Source organism: Streptomyces himastatinicus ATCC 53653, assembly GCF_000158915.1.
Taxonomy (GTDB): Bacteria; Actinomycetota; Actinomycetes; order Streptomycetales; family Streptomycetaceae; genus Streptomyces; species Streptomyces himastatinicus.
Window position 1 is genome coordinate 1553222 of the sequence record NZ_GG657754.1, and the last position, 15201, is coordinate 1568422.

11 protein-coding genes and 1 pseudogene are annotated in these 15201 nt (G+C 72.6%); 9 read left to right on the forward strand and 3 right to left on the reverse strand.

Translation table 11 applies throughout. The features are described from left to right. The first annotated feature begins 142 nt into the window (after positions 1–142). From SSOG_RS05885 to SSOG_RS05905, 5 genes are all read left to right on the forward strand, one after another. The gene (locus SSOG_RS05885) at positions 143–1306 is read left to right on the forward strand and encodes an ABC transporter substrate-binding protein (protein WP_039936678.1); all 1164 of its coding nucleotides are present in this window, start codon (positions 143–145) and stop codon (positions 1304–1306) included. A gap of 53 nt (positions 1307–1359) precedes the next feature. After that, positions 1360–3129, forward strand: a complete 1770-nt coding sequence (locus SSOG_RS05890) for an ABC transporter permease (protein ID WP_009713294.1) — start codon at positions 1360–1362, stop codon at positions 3127–3129. Further along, positions 3122–4228 carry an ABC transporter ATP-binding protein gene (locus SSOG_RS05895; protein ID WP_009713295.1) on the forward strand — a complete coding sequence of 369 codons (1107 nt, stop codon included), beginning with the start codon at positions 3122–3124 and terminating at the stop codon, positions 4226–4228. The genes SSOG_RS05890 and SSOG_RS05895 overlap by 8 nt, the downstream gene beginning before the upstream one ends. A gap of 95 nt (positions 4229–4323) precedes the next feature. Next, complete coding sequence (locus SSOG_RS05900) at positions 4324–5223, forward strand: helix-turn-helix transcriptional regulator (RefSeq protein WP_009713296.1); 900 nt, start codon at positions 4324–4326, stop codon at positions 5221–5223. Next, positions 5220–6029, forward strand: a complete 810-nt coding sequence (locus SSOG_RS05905) for an SDR family NAD(P)-dependent oxidoreductase (protein WP_009713297.1) — start codon at positions 5220–5222, stop codon at positions 6027–6029. The genes SSOG_RS05900 and SSOG_RS05905 overlap by 4 nt, the downstream gene beginning before the upstream one ends. A gap of 11 nt (positions 6030–6040) precedes the next feature. Here SSOG_RS05905 and SSOG_RS05910 read toward each other — a convergent pair whose 3' ends face one another. Together SSOG_RS05910 and SSOG_RS05915 are read right to left on the reverse strand one after the other, a co-directional pair. After that, positions 6041–7219 (reverse strand): acyl-CoA dehydrogenase family protein, encoded by a 1179-nt coding sequence (locus tag SSOG_RS05910; protein ID WP_009713298.1) that lies wholly within the window; start codon positions 7217–7219, stop codon positions 6041–6043. Positions 7220–7347: 128 nt separating this feature from the next. Next, a complete protein-coding gene (locus SSOG_RS05915; protein ID WP_009713299.1) occupies positions 7348–9504 on the reverse strand; it encodes a pyridoxamine 5'-phosphate oxidase family protein in 2157 nt (718 codons plus the stop codon). A gap of 142 nt (positions 9505–9646) precedes the next feature. Between SSOG_RS05915 and dhaK the strand changes: the two genes are divergently transcribed. The 4 genes from dhaK to SSOG_RS05935 all read left to right on the forward strand — a co-directional run bounded on the left by dhaK (position 9647) and on the right by SSOG_RS05935 (position 13417). Continuing rightward, positions 9647–10639 carry a dihydroxyacetone kinase subunit DhaK gene (gene dhaK / locus SSOG_RS05920; RefSeq protein WP_009713300.1) on the forward strand — a complete coding sequence of 331 codons (993 nt, stop codon included), beginning with the start codon at positions 9647–9649 and terminating at the stop codon, positions 10637–10639. 158 nt (positions 10640–10797) lie between these two features. After that, positions 10798–11433, forward strand: a complete 636-nt coding sequence (dhaL, locus tag SSOG_RS05925) for a dihydroxyacetone kinase subunit DhaL (RefSeq protein WP_009713301.1) — start codon at positions 10798–10800, stop codon at positions 11431–11433. Continuing rightward, complete coding sequence (locus tag SSOG_RS05930; protein ID WP_009713302.1) at positions 11430–11846, forward strand: PTS-dependent dihydroxyacetone kinase phosphotransferase subunit DhaM; 417 nt, start codon at positions 11430–11432, stop codon at positions 11844–11846. Before dhaL ends, SSOG_RS05930 begins: the two co-directional genes overlap by 4 nt. 182 nt (positions 11847–12028) lie before the next feature. After that, entirely contained in the window at positions 12029–13417 is a 1389-nt protein-coding gene (locus SSOG_RS05935) for an MFS transporter (protein ID WP_039936680.1), read from the forward strand. 21 nt (positions 13418–13438) lie between these two features. On the opposite strand, the pseudogene SSOG_RS05940 reads toward SSOG_RS05935, so the two are convergent. Next, a pseudogene (locus tag SSOG_RS05940) lies at positions 13439–15201 on the reverse strand (helix-turn-helix domain-containing protein); the annotation flags it as partial.

Here is a 15201-nt window from a genome sequence, read left to right on the forward strand (position 1 = left end):
ATCTCGCGTTCGCCGCCAGGTCGGTACCAGAGCCATCAAAATCCCTTGGGTCCAACAGTTGTATCAATGCGCGGCTTGAGACAACATGGGGCGCCCGACGCTCACCCGCGGGCTCCACCCGCCCGGAACGACAGCAGGGATCATGAGCACAGACCGCATCGACGCCCCGTCCGCGCACGCCCGGCCGACACGCCGCCGGGTGCTGCGCGGCGCCACCGCCGCGGGCGTCCTCGCCGCCACCGGCGGCACGCTCTCCGGCTGCACCGCGGACGAGGCGAACGCCGCCGCCCAGCCGGTCCCCGCGTACTACCCGGCCGCGTACGACCGCATCGTCGACCGGTCGCGGCACGAGCAGAAGCTGCTCATCTACTCGAACACCTCGCAGACCAACTGGCAGCCGATCTTCGAGGCGTTCACCCGGCGCTACCCCTGGCTCTCCGACATCCGCGCCACCAACCTCGGCGGCTCGGCGGTCTACGAGCGCTACTACAGCGAGGCCGCGAGCAGCACCTCCCCGGCCGATCTCCTGGTGAACAACGGCGGCCCGCTCTGGGGCGACTACGCCACCCGGAAGGCCGCCGACCGCTACCGCTCGCCGGAGCGGGACCACCTCCCCGGCTGGGCCGAGGCGCTGCCCGGCGTCTGGACCTTCTCGACCGACCCGGTCGTCGTGCTGTACAACCGCAAGACCATCGACCGGTCCCAATTCCCCACCGGCCTGAAGTCGTTGGCGCGGATCGTGGAGGCGAAGCCGTCCCGTTTCCGCGGCAAGGTCGGCGTGTACGACCCGTCGAACGCGTTCGGCTACTCCAGCAACGAGGGCTACACCAGCGCCGTCGCCGACGGCTGGGACACCTTCCGGCGGCTGCTGCCCTTCGCCCGCGCCGACCACTCCTCGGGAACGCTCGTGGAGAAGGTCGTGTCCGGCGAGTACGACTTCTCGATCAACCTCAGCGGCGGCGTCGCCATCCCGGCCGCCGAGGACAGCGGCGGGCTGCTCGGCTGGAGTTACTGCGAGGAGGGCACCGTCGTCGTGCCGCGCGCCGCGTCCATCGTGAAGACCGCCCCGCATCCGAACGCGGCCCGCCTCTTCCTGGACTTCCTGCTCTCCGCCGACGGCCAGGCCGCCGTCGCCGCGGGCGGTCTGGTGCCGTACCGGCCGGGGGTGCGCCAGGACGCCATCGACAGTCTCCAGGACCTGGAACGCACGCTCGGCCGCGACCGGGTCCACCGCTATCGCTACGTCCGGGTGCCGGAGCGGACGCAGCACGCGTACCTGGAGCGCTGGGAGAAGGCCGCGCGCTGACGGCCGCCGCGCTCCAGAACCTCATCAGACACATCTGCTCGTACGGAGTCGCCATGGCCACCCAGACACCTCCGGCGCCCGCGCCACCCCGACCCGCCCCGCACGCGGGCGGGTTGGGCACGCCCCGTTATCGGCGCCCGTTCGGCGCCGGGCGCGAGGTCACCATCCACTGGCTGACGTTCCTCGTCACCGCCGCGCTCGTCCTCGCGCCCGTCATCCCGGTCCTCTACCAGTCCATACGCAACCAGCCGCTGTACGCGGCGGGCGGCGCCTTCACCCTGTCCAACTACGTCCATCTGTTCACCGAGGCGGACTTCGGGTCGATCATCCTCGACACGCTGCTCTTCGCCGTCCTCACCACGGTCTTCGCGCTCGCCGTCGCCGTCCCCATGGCCGTCCTCCTGGAGCGCACCCGGTTCCCCGCCGCCCGGCTGTTCGGGCAGGTGCTGCGCTGGCCGATCTACATCTCCCCGCTGGTCCTCGCCTTCGGCTGGATCGTCGTCTACGGCCCGGCCGGATTTCTGACCAGCGCGGTGCGCGAAGGGCTCGGCTGGGTGCCGTGGAACCTGTACACGCTGCCCGGGATGGCGTTCGTCGAGGCCGTCGCGCAGGTCCCGGTCGCGTTCCTGTTCTGCGCCAACGCCCTTGCCGCATCGGACACCTCGCTGGAGAACGCGGCCCGCTCGGTCGGCGCGGGCCCGATCCGGACCTTGCGCTCCATCGTCGTACCGATGCTGCGCCCGCCGATGCTCTACGCGGGGCTGCTCATCTTCGGGACGGCGGTGGAGACCCTGTCGATCCCGCTGATCCTCGGCGAGCCCGCAGGGCTGACGCTGTTCTCCAGCTTCCTGTACGAGCAGGGCATCGACTCCGTCAGCCCGGACTACGGCCTCCTCGGCGCGGCCTCCACCTTCATGCTGCTCACCACGATCGGCCTGGTCGCGGTGCAGGCGCGGCTGCTGGGGCACGCCCAGCGCTTCGTCTCGGTGCGCGGCAAGGCCAGCCGCTCCCGGCTCCTGGACATCGGCGGCTGGAAGTGGCTCGGCTTCGCGTTCGTCGGCGTGTACGTCGTCTTCGGCGCGCTGCTGCCGATGGCCGCCCTGATCCTGCGCGCGTTCACCTCGCTGCTCACTCCGCTGGTCAACCCGTTCGACCTGCTCACCCTGGACAACTTCCGGCTGATCTTCGCCTACGCCCCCTACACGGAGTCGATCGTCAACAGCATCACCGTGGCGTTCATCGGCGCGGTCGCCGTGACCCTGCTCGGCACCGCCGTGGTCCTGGTGGCGCGCCGCTCCGACTTCCGCTTCGCGCGCCTGCTGGAGACGGCCGCGCAGTCGCCGCACGCCGTGCCAGGCCTGATCGTCGGCATCGGCTTCTTCTGGGCCTTCGCGTGGATGCCGGGCGGGGACGCCGTACGCGGCACGCTCCTGGCCCTGATCATCGCGTTCGGCGTACGGGCCCTGCCGTCGGCGTACGGGGCGATCTCCCCGGCGACGATGCAGCTGGGCGCCGAACTGGACCAGGCCGCCCGGGTCGCGGGCGCCGACTGGTGGCGCACGGTGTCGCGCATCCTGATCCGGCTCCTGGTGCCCGCGATGCTCGCCTCGTTCCTGCTCATCTGGACCCAGATGATCCGCGAGTACGCGCCCGCCATGTTCCTCGCCGGGGCCGAATCGCAGGTCATCGGCACCACCGCCATCGATCTGTGGACCCAGGGCGAGACCGGCTCCGTCGCCGCGCTCGCCACCCTTCAGATCGCCGTCACCGCCCTCGTCGCCGGCCTGGCCGGCCTGCTGCTGAAGAGGAAGCACGATGCCTGAGCTGGCCGTCGAGAACATCACGAAGTCCTTCCACGGCACCACCGTCCTGGAGGACATCGACTTCACCGTCGCCGACGGGGAGTTCTTCACCCTGCTCGGGCCCTCCGGCTGCGGCAAGTCCACGACCCTGTCGTGCGTGGCGGGCCTGGAACACCCCGACTCCGGCACCATCCGCGTCGGCGACGAGGTCTTCTTCGACGGGCTGCCGCGCACCGCCGTGCCGCCCGAGGGCCGCAATCTGGGCCTGGTGTTCCAGTCCTACGCGCTGTGGCCGCACATGACCATCGCCGACAACCTCGCCCTGCCGCTGAAGCTCCGCAAGGTCGCCAAGGCCGAACAGCGGCGCCTGATCGACGACGCGCTCACCAAGGTCGACATGGCGCATCTGCGCGACCGCTACCCCCACCAGCTCTCCGGCGGCCAGCAGCAGCGCGTCGCGCTGGCCCGCGGCATCGTCTACTCCCCCGGCGTCCTGCTCCTGGACGAGCCGCTGTCCAACCTCGACGCCAAGATGCGCGGCCAGGCCCGCATGTGGCTCAAGGACCTCCAGCGCGAGGTCGGCATCACCACGGTCTACGTCACCCACGACCAGATCGAGGCGATGTCCCTCTCGGACCGCATCGCCGTGTTCATGCACGGCCGCCTCCAGCAGGTCGGCACCCCCGTCGAGGTCTACGAAACCCCGGCCACCCCGGAGGTGGCGGGCTTCATCGGCCGCTGCAACCTCCTCGACGGCCGCATCGACGAGGAGTCACCCGCCGACGCCAAGACACTGCGCGTGGAACTCGGCACCACGGGGCGCCACTTGAGGGTCGTACGCACCGACACCGCCCCCGCCCCGGGCGAAGCCGCCACCGTCGGACTGCGCTCCGAACGCATCACGCTCACCGACCGCACGGACGCCGAGGGAGACCACGCCGACGTCAACGTCCTCCGCGCGAGGATCGAGCAGTGCTCGTACACCGGCGCCCGCTTCGAGTACGTCCTCACCATCGGCGACCTGCGCGTACACGCCGAGAGCGCCGTACGCCACACCGGCCCCGAGATCAGCCTGGTGATCCGCCCCGAGGACTGTCTGCTCTACCCGCGGGCGACCTGAGCCCTCCGGCTACGCTCCTGGTCAGCGGCTTCCTAGGACGCACAGACCCACCTTCGGGCCATGCCGGACGGGGGACGGCGCGGCAGCATGGAGTCATGGCACGCAACGTGGATCTCAGCGAATTCCTGCGCCGCTGCCGTGCCCGGATCGGCCCGGAATCGGTGGGACTGCCCGAGCACGGCGCCTACCGGCGCGTCCCGGGCCTGCGGCGTGAGGAGGTCGCGCAGCTGGCCGGGGTGAGCACCGACTACTACACGCGCCTGGAACAGGGCAGGCAGATCAGCCCCTCCCCGCCCGTGCTGGAAGCAGTCGCCGCCGCGCTGCGCCTGGACGACGCCGAGCGAGCCCACCTCTTCGACCTCGTACGACCGCAGAAGGGCAAGGCCCGGCGCAGCCCGCCCGTCGTCCAGCGGGCCCGCCCCGGCCTGCACCGGTTCCTGGACTCCTTCACCGACCACGCCGGGTTCATCCTCGGACGGCGCGGAGACATCCTGGCCACCAACCACCTGTGCCGGGTCCTGCTGGCCGACTTCGACGCCATGCCCTACCGGGAACGCAACCTCACCCGCTGGATCCTGCTGGATCCGGCCGCCCGGGAGCTGTACGTGGACTGGGAGAAGATCGCCTCGGAGATGACGGCGATCCTGCGGCTGGACGCCGGACGCCACCCCGAGGACGCCCGCACCGCGGAGCTGGTCGGCGAACTGGCCATGAAGAGCGAGCACTTCCGCCACTGGTGGGCCGACCACAAGGTGCTGGACCGCACGTTCGGCCAGAAGCGCTTCCGGCACCCGGTCGTCGGCCCGCTGACCATCGACTACCAGGCGTTCACCATGCCCGGCGAGGAGGACCAGACCCTCTTCCTCTACCTGCCCGCCAAGGACCAGCCGTCGCAGGACGCATGGCAGCTGCTGACCAGCTGGAACGCCGACGCCACGCCCCGCGGCCTGGCACCCGACCAGACGAAGACCACACCCCACAGGAGCACCCCGTGAGCACCGCCCCCTCCCGCCGTCCGCTGGCACTGGTCACCGGAGCGTCGGCCGGGATCGGCTACGAACTGGCCCTGCTGTTCGCCCGCGACGGCCACGACCTCGTGGCCACCGGCCGCAGCGACACCATCCACCAGGCCGCGTCCGACTTCGAAGAACACGGCGCCCGGGTCGTCCCCGTCCGAGCCGACCTGGCCCGGCCCGAGGGCGTCGAAGCGGTGTGGCAGGCGGTCGAGGACACCGGCCGCCCCCTGGGGGCGGCCGTCCTCAACGCCGGCCGCAGCATCGGCGGCGCCTTCCTCGACACCGGCCTGGACGACGAGCTGAGCCTGATCGGCCTCAACGTCACCTCAGTCGTCCACCTCGCCAAGCACGTGGCCCGCCACATGGCCGCCCGCCACAGCGGAAGGATCCTGATCACGTCCTCGCTCTCGGCCACGCTGCCGACCCCGTACGAGACCGTCTACGGACCCTCCCGGGCCTTCACCCGCATGTTCGCCCTGGGCCTGCGCGAGGAACTCGAGGAGCACGGCGTGAGCGTCACCACCCTGCTCCCCGGCGCCACCGACAGCGACTTCCACGCCCGCGCGGGCATGAACGACACCGCCTTCGGCCCCGGCATGAAGAAGAACAGCCGCGTCCAGGTCGCCCGCCAGGGCTTCGACGCCCTGATGTCCGGCCGGGCGCAGGTCGTCGGCGGCGACCGGGCCACCCGGCGCGCGGCCGCCCGGCACCGCTTCCTGCCCGAGACGTACAAGGCGGCCCGCCACGCCCGCAAGGCCAGGCCGGACGCGTCCCGCCGCCCGTAGAACGGCTCGGGTCAGCGGCGTACGCGGGGCATGCCCAGGCCGATCCAGGAGATGATCTCCCGCTGGATCTCGTTGTTGCCGCCGCCGAAGGTGAAGACGACGCTGCTGCGGTAGCCGCGTTCCAGCTCGCCGTGGAGGACCGCGCCCGCCGAGCCCTCCTTGAGGGGGCCCGCGGCGCCGACGATCTCCATGAGCCAGGCGTAGGCGTCGCGGCGGGCCTCGGAGCCGTAGACCTTGACGGCGGAGGCGTCGTGCGGGGTCAGGGTGTCGCGCTGGAGGGCGTCCACCATCTGCCAGTTGAGCACCTTCATGGCGTCCAGCCGGGCGTGGGTGCGGGCCAGCCGGGTGCGGACCCAGGCCAGGTCGATGACCCGGCGGCCGTCCGGGAGCTTGGTGTCGGCGGCCCACTGCTGTACGCCGCGCAGGGCGCGGATGGCCATGGTGCCGTGGGCGGCGAGGGTGACGCGTTCGTAGTTGAGCTGGGTGGTGATCATCCGCCAGCCCTCGTTCTCGGCGCCGACGCGGCGGGCGGCCGGGACGCGGATGTTCTCGTAGTAGCTGGCGGTGGTGTCGTGGGAGGCGAGGGTGGTGATGACGGTGCAGGAGTAGCCGGGGTCGGCGGTGGGGACGAGCAGGATGCTGATGCCCTTGTGGGGCTTGGCGTCGGGGTCGGTGCGGACGGCGAGCCAGACCCAGTCGGCGGTGTCGCCGTTGGTGGTCCAGGTCTTCTGGCCGTTCACCACGTAGTCGTCGCCGTCGCGTACGGCGCGGGTCTTGAGGGCGGCGAGGTCGGTTCCGGCGTCGGGTTCGCTGTAGCCGATGGCGAAGTCGATCTCGCCGGAGAGGATGCGCGGCAGGAAGTACCGCTTCTGCTCGTCGGTACCGTAGCGCATGAGCGTGGGGCCGACGGTGTTGAGGGCCATGAGCGGCAGCGGTACGCCCGCCTGGGCGGCCTCGTCGAAGAAGATGAACTGCTCGACCGGGCCCAGCCCCCGCCCGTCGTACTCCCGGGGCCAGCCCACACCCAGCCAGCCGTCGCCGCCGAGGCGGCGGATGGTCTCGCGGTAGAACCGCTTCTGCCCGGCGGGGTCCGCGTAGCGGGCGTAGGCGTCATCGGGGACCAGCTCGGCGAAGTAGGTGCGCAGTTCGGCTCGTAACTGCCGCTGCTCAGGGGTGTATTCGAGGTCCACGGCCCCTCCTGGAGTCTCGCGTGCGCCACGACGGCGGTTCGGGGAGCGTCCTGGGATCGAGGGGCACGGTAGAACGCGTTCCAAAAATTCGGAAGGGCCGTGGGGCCGTGGGCCATCGGGCGGAGCGCTCAGCTCGTCTCGTCCGCCGGGGGCGGGCCGTCGTCGGCGCCGGGCCGCAGGACCCGTACCGGCTGGCCCGGGCGCCAGGTCCGCAGGCTGAGCCCGGATTCCCCGGCCTCGGTCTGTACGACCTCGGTCACCTCGGCGCGGAACAGGTGGAACGGCTCCGGCGGATGGACCTCGGCGGCGAAGCGGGCGAGCGAATCGGGGTCGGTCACCTCGACGGCCCGGCCGCTGACCCGGACGTCGCCGCCGGGGGTGCCGGTGTCGGCGCCGGGGTTGGCCTGGATCGAGAAGCGCCGGTCGCGGCGCAGGTCGACGGCCTTGCGCGAGTCGGGCATCATGCCGAGCCACAGTTCCCCGAAGCGGAAGTTGACCTCCAGCGGTGTCAGCCGCGGGGAGCCGTCCTGGCGCAGGGTGGCCAGGACATGGGTGCGGTAGCGCCCGAAGCGCTCCTGCGCGGCCGTGGCGAAGCCGGGTTCGGCGGCCTGGAATCCGGCCCAACTGGTGATCGGAAGCGTCGTCATGGCGCCCATGTTCGCGGGATTACCCGACGTCTTCTGTCCGGATTTCCGGGACTGACGGGACTGGAGGGACTCCCCCGCGCCGCGCGAGGCCACTTGGCGCGCCTGATGCGGCGGCAGATACGCGCTCCACGCCGTGCCCGGCAGCGGGAACCCGATCCAGGTGCGGGCGTACGACGGCGGCCGGGCGCCGCCGTCGCGCCGGACGAGCAGCGCCGTGGGCTCGTGCGCGGCCCGCCGCAGCAGCCCGGACACGCTGGTGGAGCGGTTGTTCCCGGCGGTCTGGGCGGAGGCGCAGCCCGCGTGGTACGCGACGGGCAGGGCCCGGTCGCCCGCCACCAGACACGGCGGCCGCAGCCCCAGCCGCGTCAGCCCCTCGGCGGCGGTGCGGTAGCGCCCGGTGGTCTTCTCGGACACCGCCGAGGTGTGGGTGAGGACGGCGAACTGACTGGCCAGCTGGAGCACGACGACGATCCCGAGCGCGGTGGCCATGTGGCGGGGCGAGCGCGCGGTGCGTACGGCGCGGAAGCCCAGCGCGGCGATGGGCAGGGCGAGCAGCGCGTAGGAGGGCATCAGGAAGCGCGGCGCCGAGTAGTCGATGAGCAGCAGGTAGGGGACGGCGAGGGAAGCCGCGCAGACGATGGGCAGCACGGTGACCGGCGCACCGGGGTCCTGGGGTACGTAGGGCCGTCCGAGCCCGACGCGCACCCGGGTCCGCCGTTCGTGACGGTCCCGCAGGGCGAGGCTGACGGCGGTGAGGGTCAGCACCGGCAGCGACAGCCACCACAGGGTCAGCTCCGGATGGGTCAGCGACACTTCGCAGGGGCGGCACAGCTGCGGCCCGTTGAGGCTGCGCAGCGCGGCACCGACGGCGAAGTGGAGGCCCATGCCGCCCTCGACCTCACTGGAGACGTCCAGCCGCCCGCCGATGCCGCCGAAGCGTTCGTACGCCTCGCCGATCCACTGCGCGGCGCCGAGCAGGAGCCCGCCCACCAGCGGGGGCAGCGCGGGCCGCCAGACCCGCACCCGGAGCGCGGCGGCCAGCAGTGGTAAGGCCAGCCAGCCGCCGTCGGGGGTGCGGACGAGCGTGACACCGGCGACGAGGGCAGCCAGCCACCAGCGGGCATGGCGCTCGTTGGGCAACCGCAGGAACCAGCCGACGGCGGCCACCGCGCCGAGCGCGACCCAGAGGTTGGGCATCACGGCGGGGCCGCTGATCGTGGTGATCCACAGCCCGGCGAAGAGCAGCGCGCCGAGCGCCACGGGACCACGGGGCAGCAACCTGTTCCAGACGCGGAAGGCGGCGTAGAGCGCGCCCGCGGAAAGCACCGTAAGGAGGACCCGGAGCACCGTGATGGAGGACGTGGCGGCCACCACCGGGGAGACCAGCATGCTGATGCCACGGGAGCGCGGCGCGCTGAAGTACGCGGACGGGGTGCGCGGGTCCACCTGGGAGACGTACACGGACTCGTCCCAGCCCAACGCGTGCCCGACATGGGGAACGACCACCGCGAGCTGGACCGCCGCGTAGCCGACGGCGACCACCGCGAGCCACGGCGCGCGGCGCCGGTGGCGCGGCGGCCGGGGTGGATGCGGGCGCGGACGCGCGGCAGCGGCCGCCGGTGCGGCAGTGTTCTCCATGCGCGCACCATATGATGCCTATGTACCTTTTTCGTCTTATTAGGCCGATCGGCTCAGCGCCCCAGGGGTGCCATCACCGCGCCGGATCCGTACGCTGTTGCAGCGGTGCACAGCTCCCACCCGGCGGAGGACGAACACGCCCATGAAGATGCTCATCAATGTGGCCGAAACCGTGGTCGCCGACGCACTGCGCGGACTGGCCGCCTCCCATCCCGAACTGACCGTGGATGTCGAAAACCGGGTGGTCGTCCGGCGGGACGCGCCGGTGCCCGACAAGGTGGCCCTGATCTCCGGCGGCGGCTCCGGCCATGAGCCGCTGCACGGCGGGTTCGTCGGTGCCGGCATGCTCGACGCGGCCTGCCCCGGCGAGGTCTTCACCTCCCCCGTGCCCGACCAGATGGTGCGCGCGGCGGCCGCCGTGGACAACGGCAAGGGCGTGCTGTTCGTCGTCAAGAACTACACCGGCGACGTGCTCAACTTCGACATGGCCGCCGAACTGGCCGAGGACGAGGGCATCCAGGTCGCCAAGGTGCTCGTCGACGACGATGTGGCCGTGTCCGACAGCACCCACACGGCGGGCCGCCGCGGCACCGGCGCCACGCTGTTCGTGGAGAAGATCGCCGGAGCGGCGGCCGAGGAAGGTGCGCCGCTGGAGCGGGTCGAGGCGATCGCCCGCCGGGTCAACGCGTGCTCGCGCAGCTTCGGCGTGGCGCTCTCGCCCTGCTCGACCCCCGCCAAGGGCGGCCCCACCTTCGAGCTGCCCGCCGGGGAGCTGGAGTTGGGCGTGGGCATCCACGGCGAGCCGGGGCGGGAGCGGCGGGCCATGATGACCTCGCGCGAGATCGCCGACTACGCGGTGGACGCGGTGCTGGACGACCTGCGCCCGGACAATCCGGTGCTCGTCCTGGTCAACGGAATGGGTGCCACCCCGCAGCTGGAGCTGTACGGCTTCGCGGCCGAGGTGCACCGGGTGCTCGGCGAGCGCCGCGTGGCGGTGGCACGTACGCTCGTCGGCAACTACGTCACATCACTCGACATGGCGGGCGCCTCGGTCACGCTGTGCCAGGTCGACGAGGACCTGCTGCGGCTGTGGGACGCGCCCGTACGGACCGCCGGGCTGCGCTGGGGCTGCTGACCCGAACCACCGGACCCCGACCACCGGACCCCGACCACCGGATCCGGGCCACCGGACCCCGACCCGGACCCGGACCGGTGGGGTCCGGCCCGCCGGACCCCACCGGCCGGCCTGATACGTACGCTGTCGCCGTCGGTTACCGTCATGAGGAGGCGTCTGTGTCCAGCAGTGAATCCGCAGTCGAACACGCGCTCGACACCTCTTTCTTCCAACGCTGGCTCACCGCAGCGGCCGAGTCCGTGCAACGCGAGGCGGCCCGGCTCACCGAGCTGGATTCCGCGATCGGCGACGCCGACCACGGCACCAATATGCAGCGCGGTTTCGCGGCCGTGACGGAGGCGCTGGAGAAGGAGCCGCCGGGCTCGCCCGGCGCCGCGCTCATCCTGGCCGGTCGCCAGCTGATCTCGAAGGTGGGCGGCGCCTCCGGGCCGCTGTACGGAACGCTGCTGCGGCGCGCGGGCAAGGCGCTGGGGGACGCGGCCGAGGTCACGCCCCAGCAGCTGGCGGACGCGCTGCGGGCCGGGGTGGACGCGGTGGCCCAGCTGGGCGGCGCCGCGCCGGGCGACAAGACCATGCTGGACGCGCTGTTCCCCGCGGTGGAGGCGCTGGGCGGCGACACCGCGTCGTTCACCGCGGCGGGCGAGGCCGCCGACAAGGGCGCGCTGGCCACCGTGCCGATGCTGGCGCGCAAGGGCCGGGCCAGCTATCTGGGCGAACGCAGCGTCGGCCACCAGGACCCCGGCGCCACCTCGTCCGCGCTGATCGTCGCGGCGCTTGCGGAGGCCGTCCGATGACCCAGGACAGTGGCGAGAAGCTGGTCGGCGTCGTGGTCGTGTCGCACAGCGGGGAGGTCGCCGAGTCGGTCGCCCGAATGGCCACCGCGCTGGCCGGTGGCGGCACCGCGCCCGTACGGGCCGCGGGCGGCACCCCGGACGGCGGATTCGGCACCAGCGAGGAGCTGATACGCGAGGCGGCGTACGCCGTCGACCAGGGCGCCGGGGTGGCCATACTGGTCGACCTCGGCAGCGCCGTACTGACCGTCAAGGCGCTGCTGGCCGAGGAGGACGAGCTTCCGGAGGGCTCCCGGCTGGTGGACGCACCGCTCGTGGAGGGCGCGGTGGCGGCCGTGGTCACCGCGTCCACGGGCGCGGACGTGGACACCGTCGCCGGAGCCGCCGCGGAGGCGTACGACTACCGCAAGGTCTGAAGCGGCGCGTACGGGCCCGGGGGACACCGGACACCGCCTGCCCCGGGCCCGTGCTCGTATGGGTGCCGCGCCCGCAGCGGACGGCCCAAGTGTGGAGCCCGCGTACATATCCGAGCTGACATGCGCATTTCTACGGTGTGGGCACTCGCATCCGTCCCCGCACCCGCTCGGAAGTGGTAACCATGGCTCCTCCGGCCCCCGCTCCCCCGACCAGCCCCGGATCGCTGCGCCGCGTCGTCGCGGCGAGCCTCATCGGCACCACCATCGAGTGGTACGACTTCTTCCTCTACGGGTCGGCCGCCGCGCTCGTCTTCAACAAGCTCTTCTTCCCCGACTCCGACCCGCTCGTCGGCACCCTGCTGTCGTTCCTGACGTACGCGGTCGGCTTCGCCGCCCGGCCCATCGGCGCCCTGGTGTTCGGGCACTACGGCGACCGGCTCGGCCGTAAGAAACTGCTGATCCTGAGCCTGCTGCTGATGGGCGGGGCGACCTGCGCGATCGGCCTGCTGCCGACGCACGCCACCGTCGGCTCGGCCGCGCCCGTACTGCTCACCGCGCTGCGGCTGGTGCAGGGCTTCGCGCTCGGCGGCGAATGGGGCGGGGCGGTGCTGCTGGTGTCCGAGCACGGGGACGCCCGACGGCGCGGATTCTGGGCGTCCTGGCCGCAGACCGGCGCCCCCGCCGGGCAGTTGCTGGCCACCGGGGTGCTGTCCGCGCTGACCGGGCTGCTCTCCGAGAGCTCCTTCGAGTCCTGGGGATGGCGGGTGCCGTTCCTGCTCTCCGGTGTGCTGGTGCTGGTCGGCTTGTGGATTCGTCTCTCTGTCGATGAATCACCGGTGTTCAAGGCGGCGCTGGCCCAGGCCGAGGCGCGGAAGTCCGCCGACGTGGCGGAGAAGATGCCGCTGGTGGCCGTCCTGCGCCACCACTGGCGGGACGTCCTGGTCGCGATGGGCGCCCGGATGGCCGAGAACATCAGCTACTACGTGCTCACGGCCTTCGTCCTCGTCTACGCCACCTCCGACCATGTGGGCCTCGGCAAGCAGACCGCGCTGAACGCCGTCCTCATCGCCTCCGCCGTGCACTTCGCCACCATCCCGGCCTGGGGCGCCCTCTCGGACCGTATCGGCCGCCGTCCGGTCTATCTGGTGGGCGCCGTGGGCGTCGGCGCGTGGGCGTTCCCCTTCTTCGCCCTCATCGACACGAAGGGCTTCGGGGCGCTGCTCCTCGCGGTCACGGTCGGGCTGGTCTTCCACGGTGCGATGTACGCGCCCCAGGCGGCCTTCTTCTCGGAGATGTTCGCGACGCAGATGCGGTACTCGGGCGCCTCGATCGGCGCCCAGTTCTCCTCGGTCGCGGCCGGGGCGCCCGCACCGCTGATCGCCACCGCGCTGCTGGCCGACTACGACAGCGCCACGCCGATCGCCCTGTACGTCATCGCGGCGGCGCTGCTGACGATGGTGGCGGTCGGCGCGGCGAAGGAGACCCGCGAACGCGACCTCGCCGCCATCCGGCCGGACGACGACGATGAGCCGCGGGCGGCGTCGAAGGCGTCCCGTTCGGCCTCGGCCTAGAGAGTGGGGGCGGGCCTCGGCTCAGGGCGTGTGGGGCGGGTGCTCCACGGTCCCCGTCAGCCGGTGCAGCCGCAGCGCGAGCTGTATCTCCAGCGACCGCGCGGGCGACTGCCAGTCGGCGCCGAGCAGCCGCCCCACCCGCTCCAGCCGCTGCGCCACCGTGTTCACGTGCACATGCAGCTCGTCCTTGGTGCGCGCCGGGCTCATCCCGCTGGCGAAGTACGCGTCGAGCGTGCGGACCAGCCCGGTGCCGCGGCGCGCGTCGTACTCCACGACCGCCCCGATGGTGCGCGCGACGAAGTCCCGCACCCGGGTGCCGTCCCGCGTACCGGCCAGCAGCAGGCCGAGGAAGCCGAAGTCCTCGGCGGCGGCCCCCTCACCGGCCCGGCCCAGCACCCGCAGCGCGGCCAGACAGCGCCGGGCCTCGGCGTACGAGGCGGCGACCTCGGCGGGGCGGGCGGCGGGCGCGGCGACGGGTGCGGAGGCGCCGACGGTGACGGGCGCGTGCACGGCGGTGCCCAGCTGCCGGGCGGTGCGGCGGGCGAGGGCGTCGGCGCTGTCGCCGTCGGCGAGCGGCAGCAGCAGCACCGTGCCGCCGTCGCGCGCCGCGGCCAGCCCCTGCCGGGTGGCGGCCAGATGGGACGCGGCGGACCACAGGCGCTGCCGGTCGGCGGCGTCCTCGGCGGATGGGGCGGGTTCGGCCGCGGGCTCGGCGCGGGGCGCGTCGATGCCCGCGGCGAGGACGACATGGGGCGCGTCCAGGTCCGCCCGCAGCCGCGCGGCACGCTCCCGCAGCAGCCGCGGTTCCCGGTCGGGCGCGTCGAGCAGATCGTCCAGCAGCTCGCCGCGCACCCGCTGTTCGGCCTCGCCCGCCGACCGGCGGGCGAGCTGGAGCAGTGAGGTGACCATGGCGGCGCGCTCCAGGGTGCGCTGGTCCACGGGGTCGAGCCGGGGGTGGCCGTGGAGGACGAGCGCGCCGAGGAGTTCGCCGCCCGCGGAGACGGCCGCGATCCAGTCCTCGCCGTGGCGTACGGCGTGGCCGTCGGCCCGCGACCGGTCGAGGGCGCCCGCGGGCGCCTGATCGGCCTCCAGGAAGTCCACCGATCCGCTGAGCACCTCGGCCACCGCGGCGGCGACGTCCTGCACCCCGCCACCGCGCAGCACCAGTTCGGTGAGCCGGTCGTGGACCTCGGAGGCGCGCTCGATGACACCGCTGCGGTCCCGGATGATCTCGTTGGCGGCCTCCAGTTCGGCCAGCGCCGTCCGGGTCTCGGCGAGCAGGTTGGCCGTGTCGATCGCGACGGCCGCGTGTGCGGCGAAGGAGGCGAGCAGGGCGATCTGTTCGCGTTCGAAGACGCGGACGCGGCGGTCGGCCGCGAACAGCACCCCGATGACGCCGCTGCCGAGCAGCAGCGGCACCCCGAGGATGGCGACCAGGCCCTCGTCGCTGACGCCTGCGTCGATGGTGCGGGTGTGCTGGAACCGGGGGTCGTCGAAGTAGCTGTCGGTCACATAGGGGCGCGCGGTCTGGGCGACGAGCCCGCCGAGCCCCTCCCCCATGCCGAGCCGCAGCTGCTGGAAGCGCGCCGAGACCGAACCGTCGGTGACCCTCATATAGGTGTCCCCGGCGGTCGGATCGTTGAGGGTCAGATACGCGACCTCGGTCCCCAGCAGCGAGCGGGCGCGCTGCACGATGGCCTGGGAGGACCGCGTCCAGATCGCGCAGCCCGGCGAGGTCGTGGGCGGTCTCGAAGAGCGCGGACAGCTCGGCCTCGCGCCGTCTG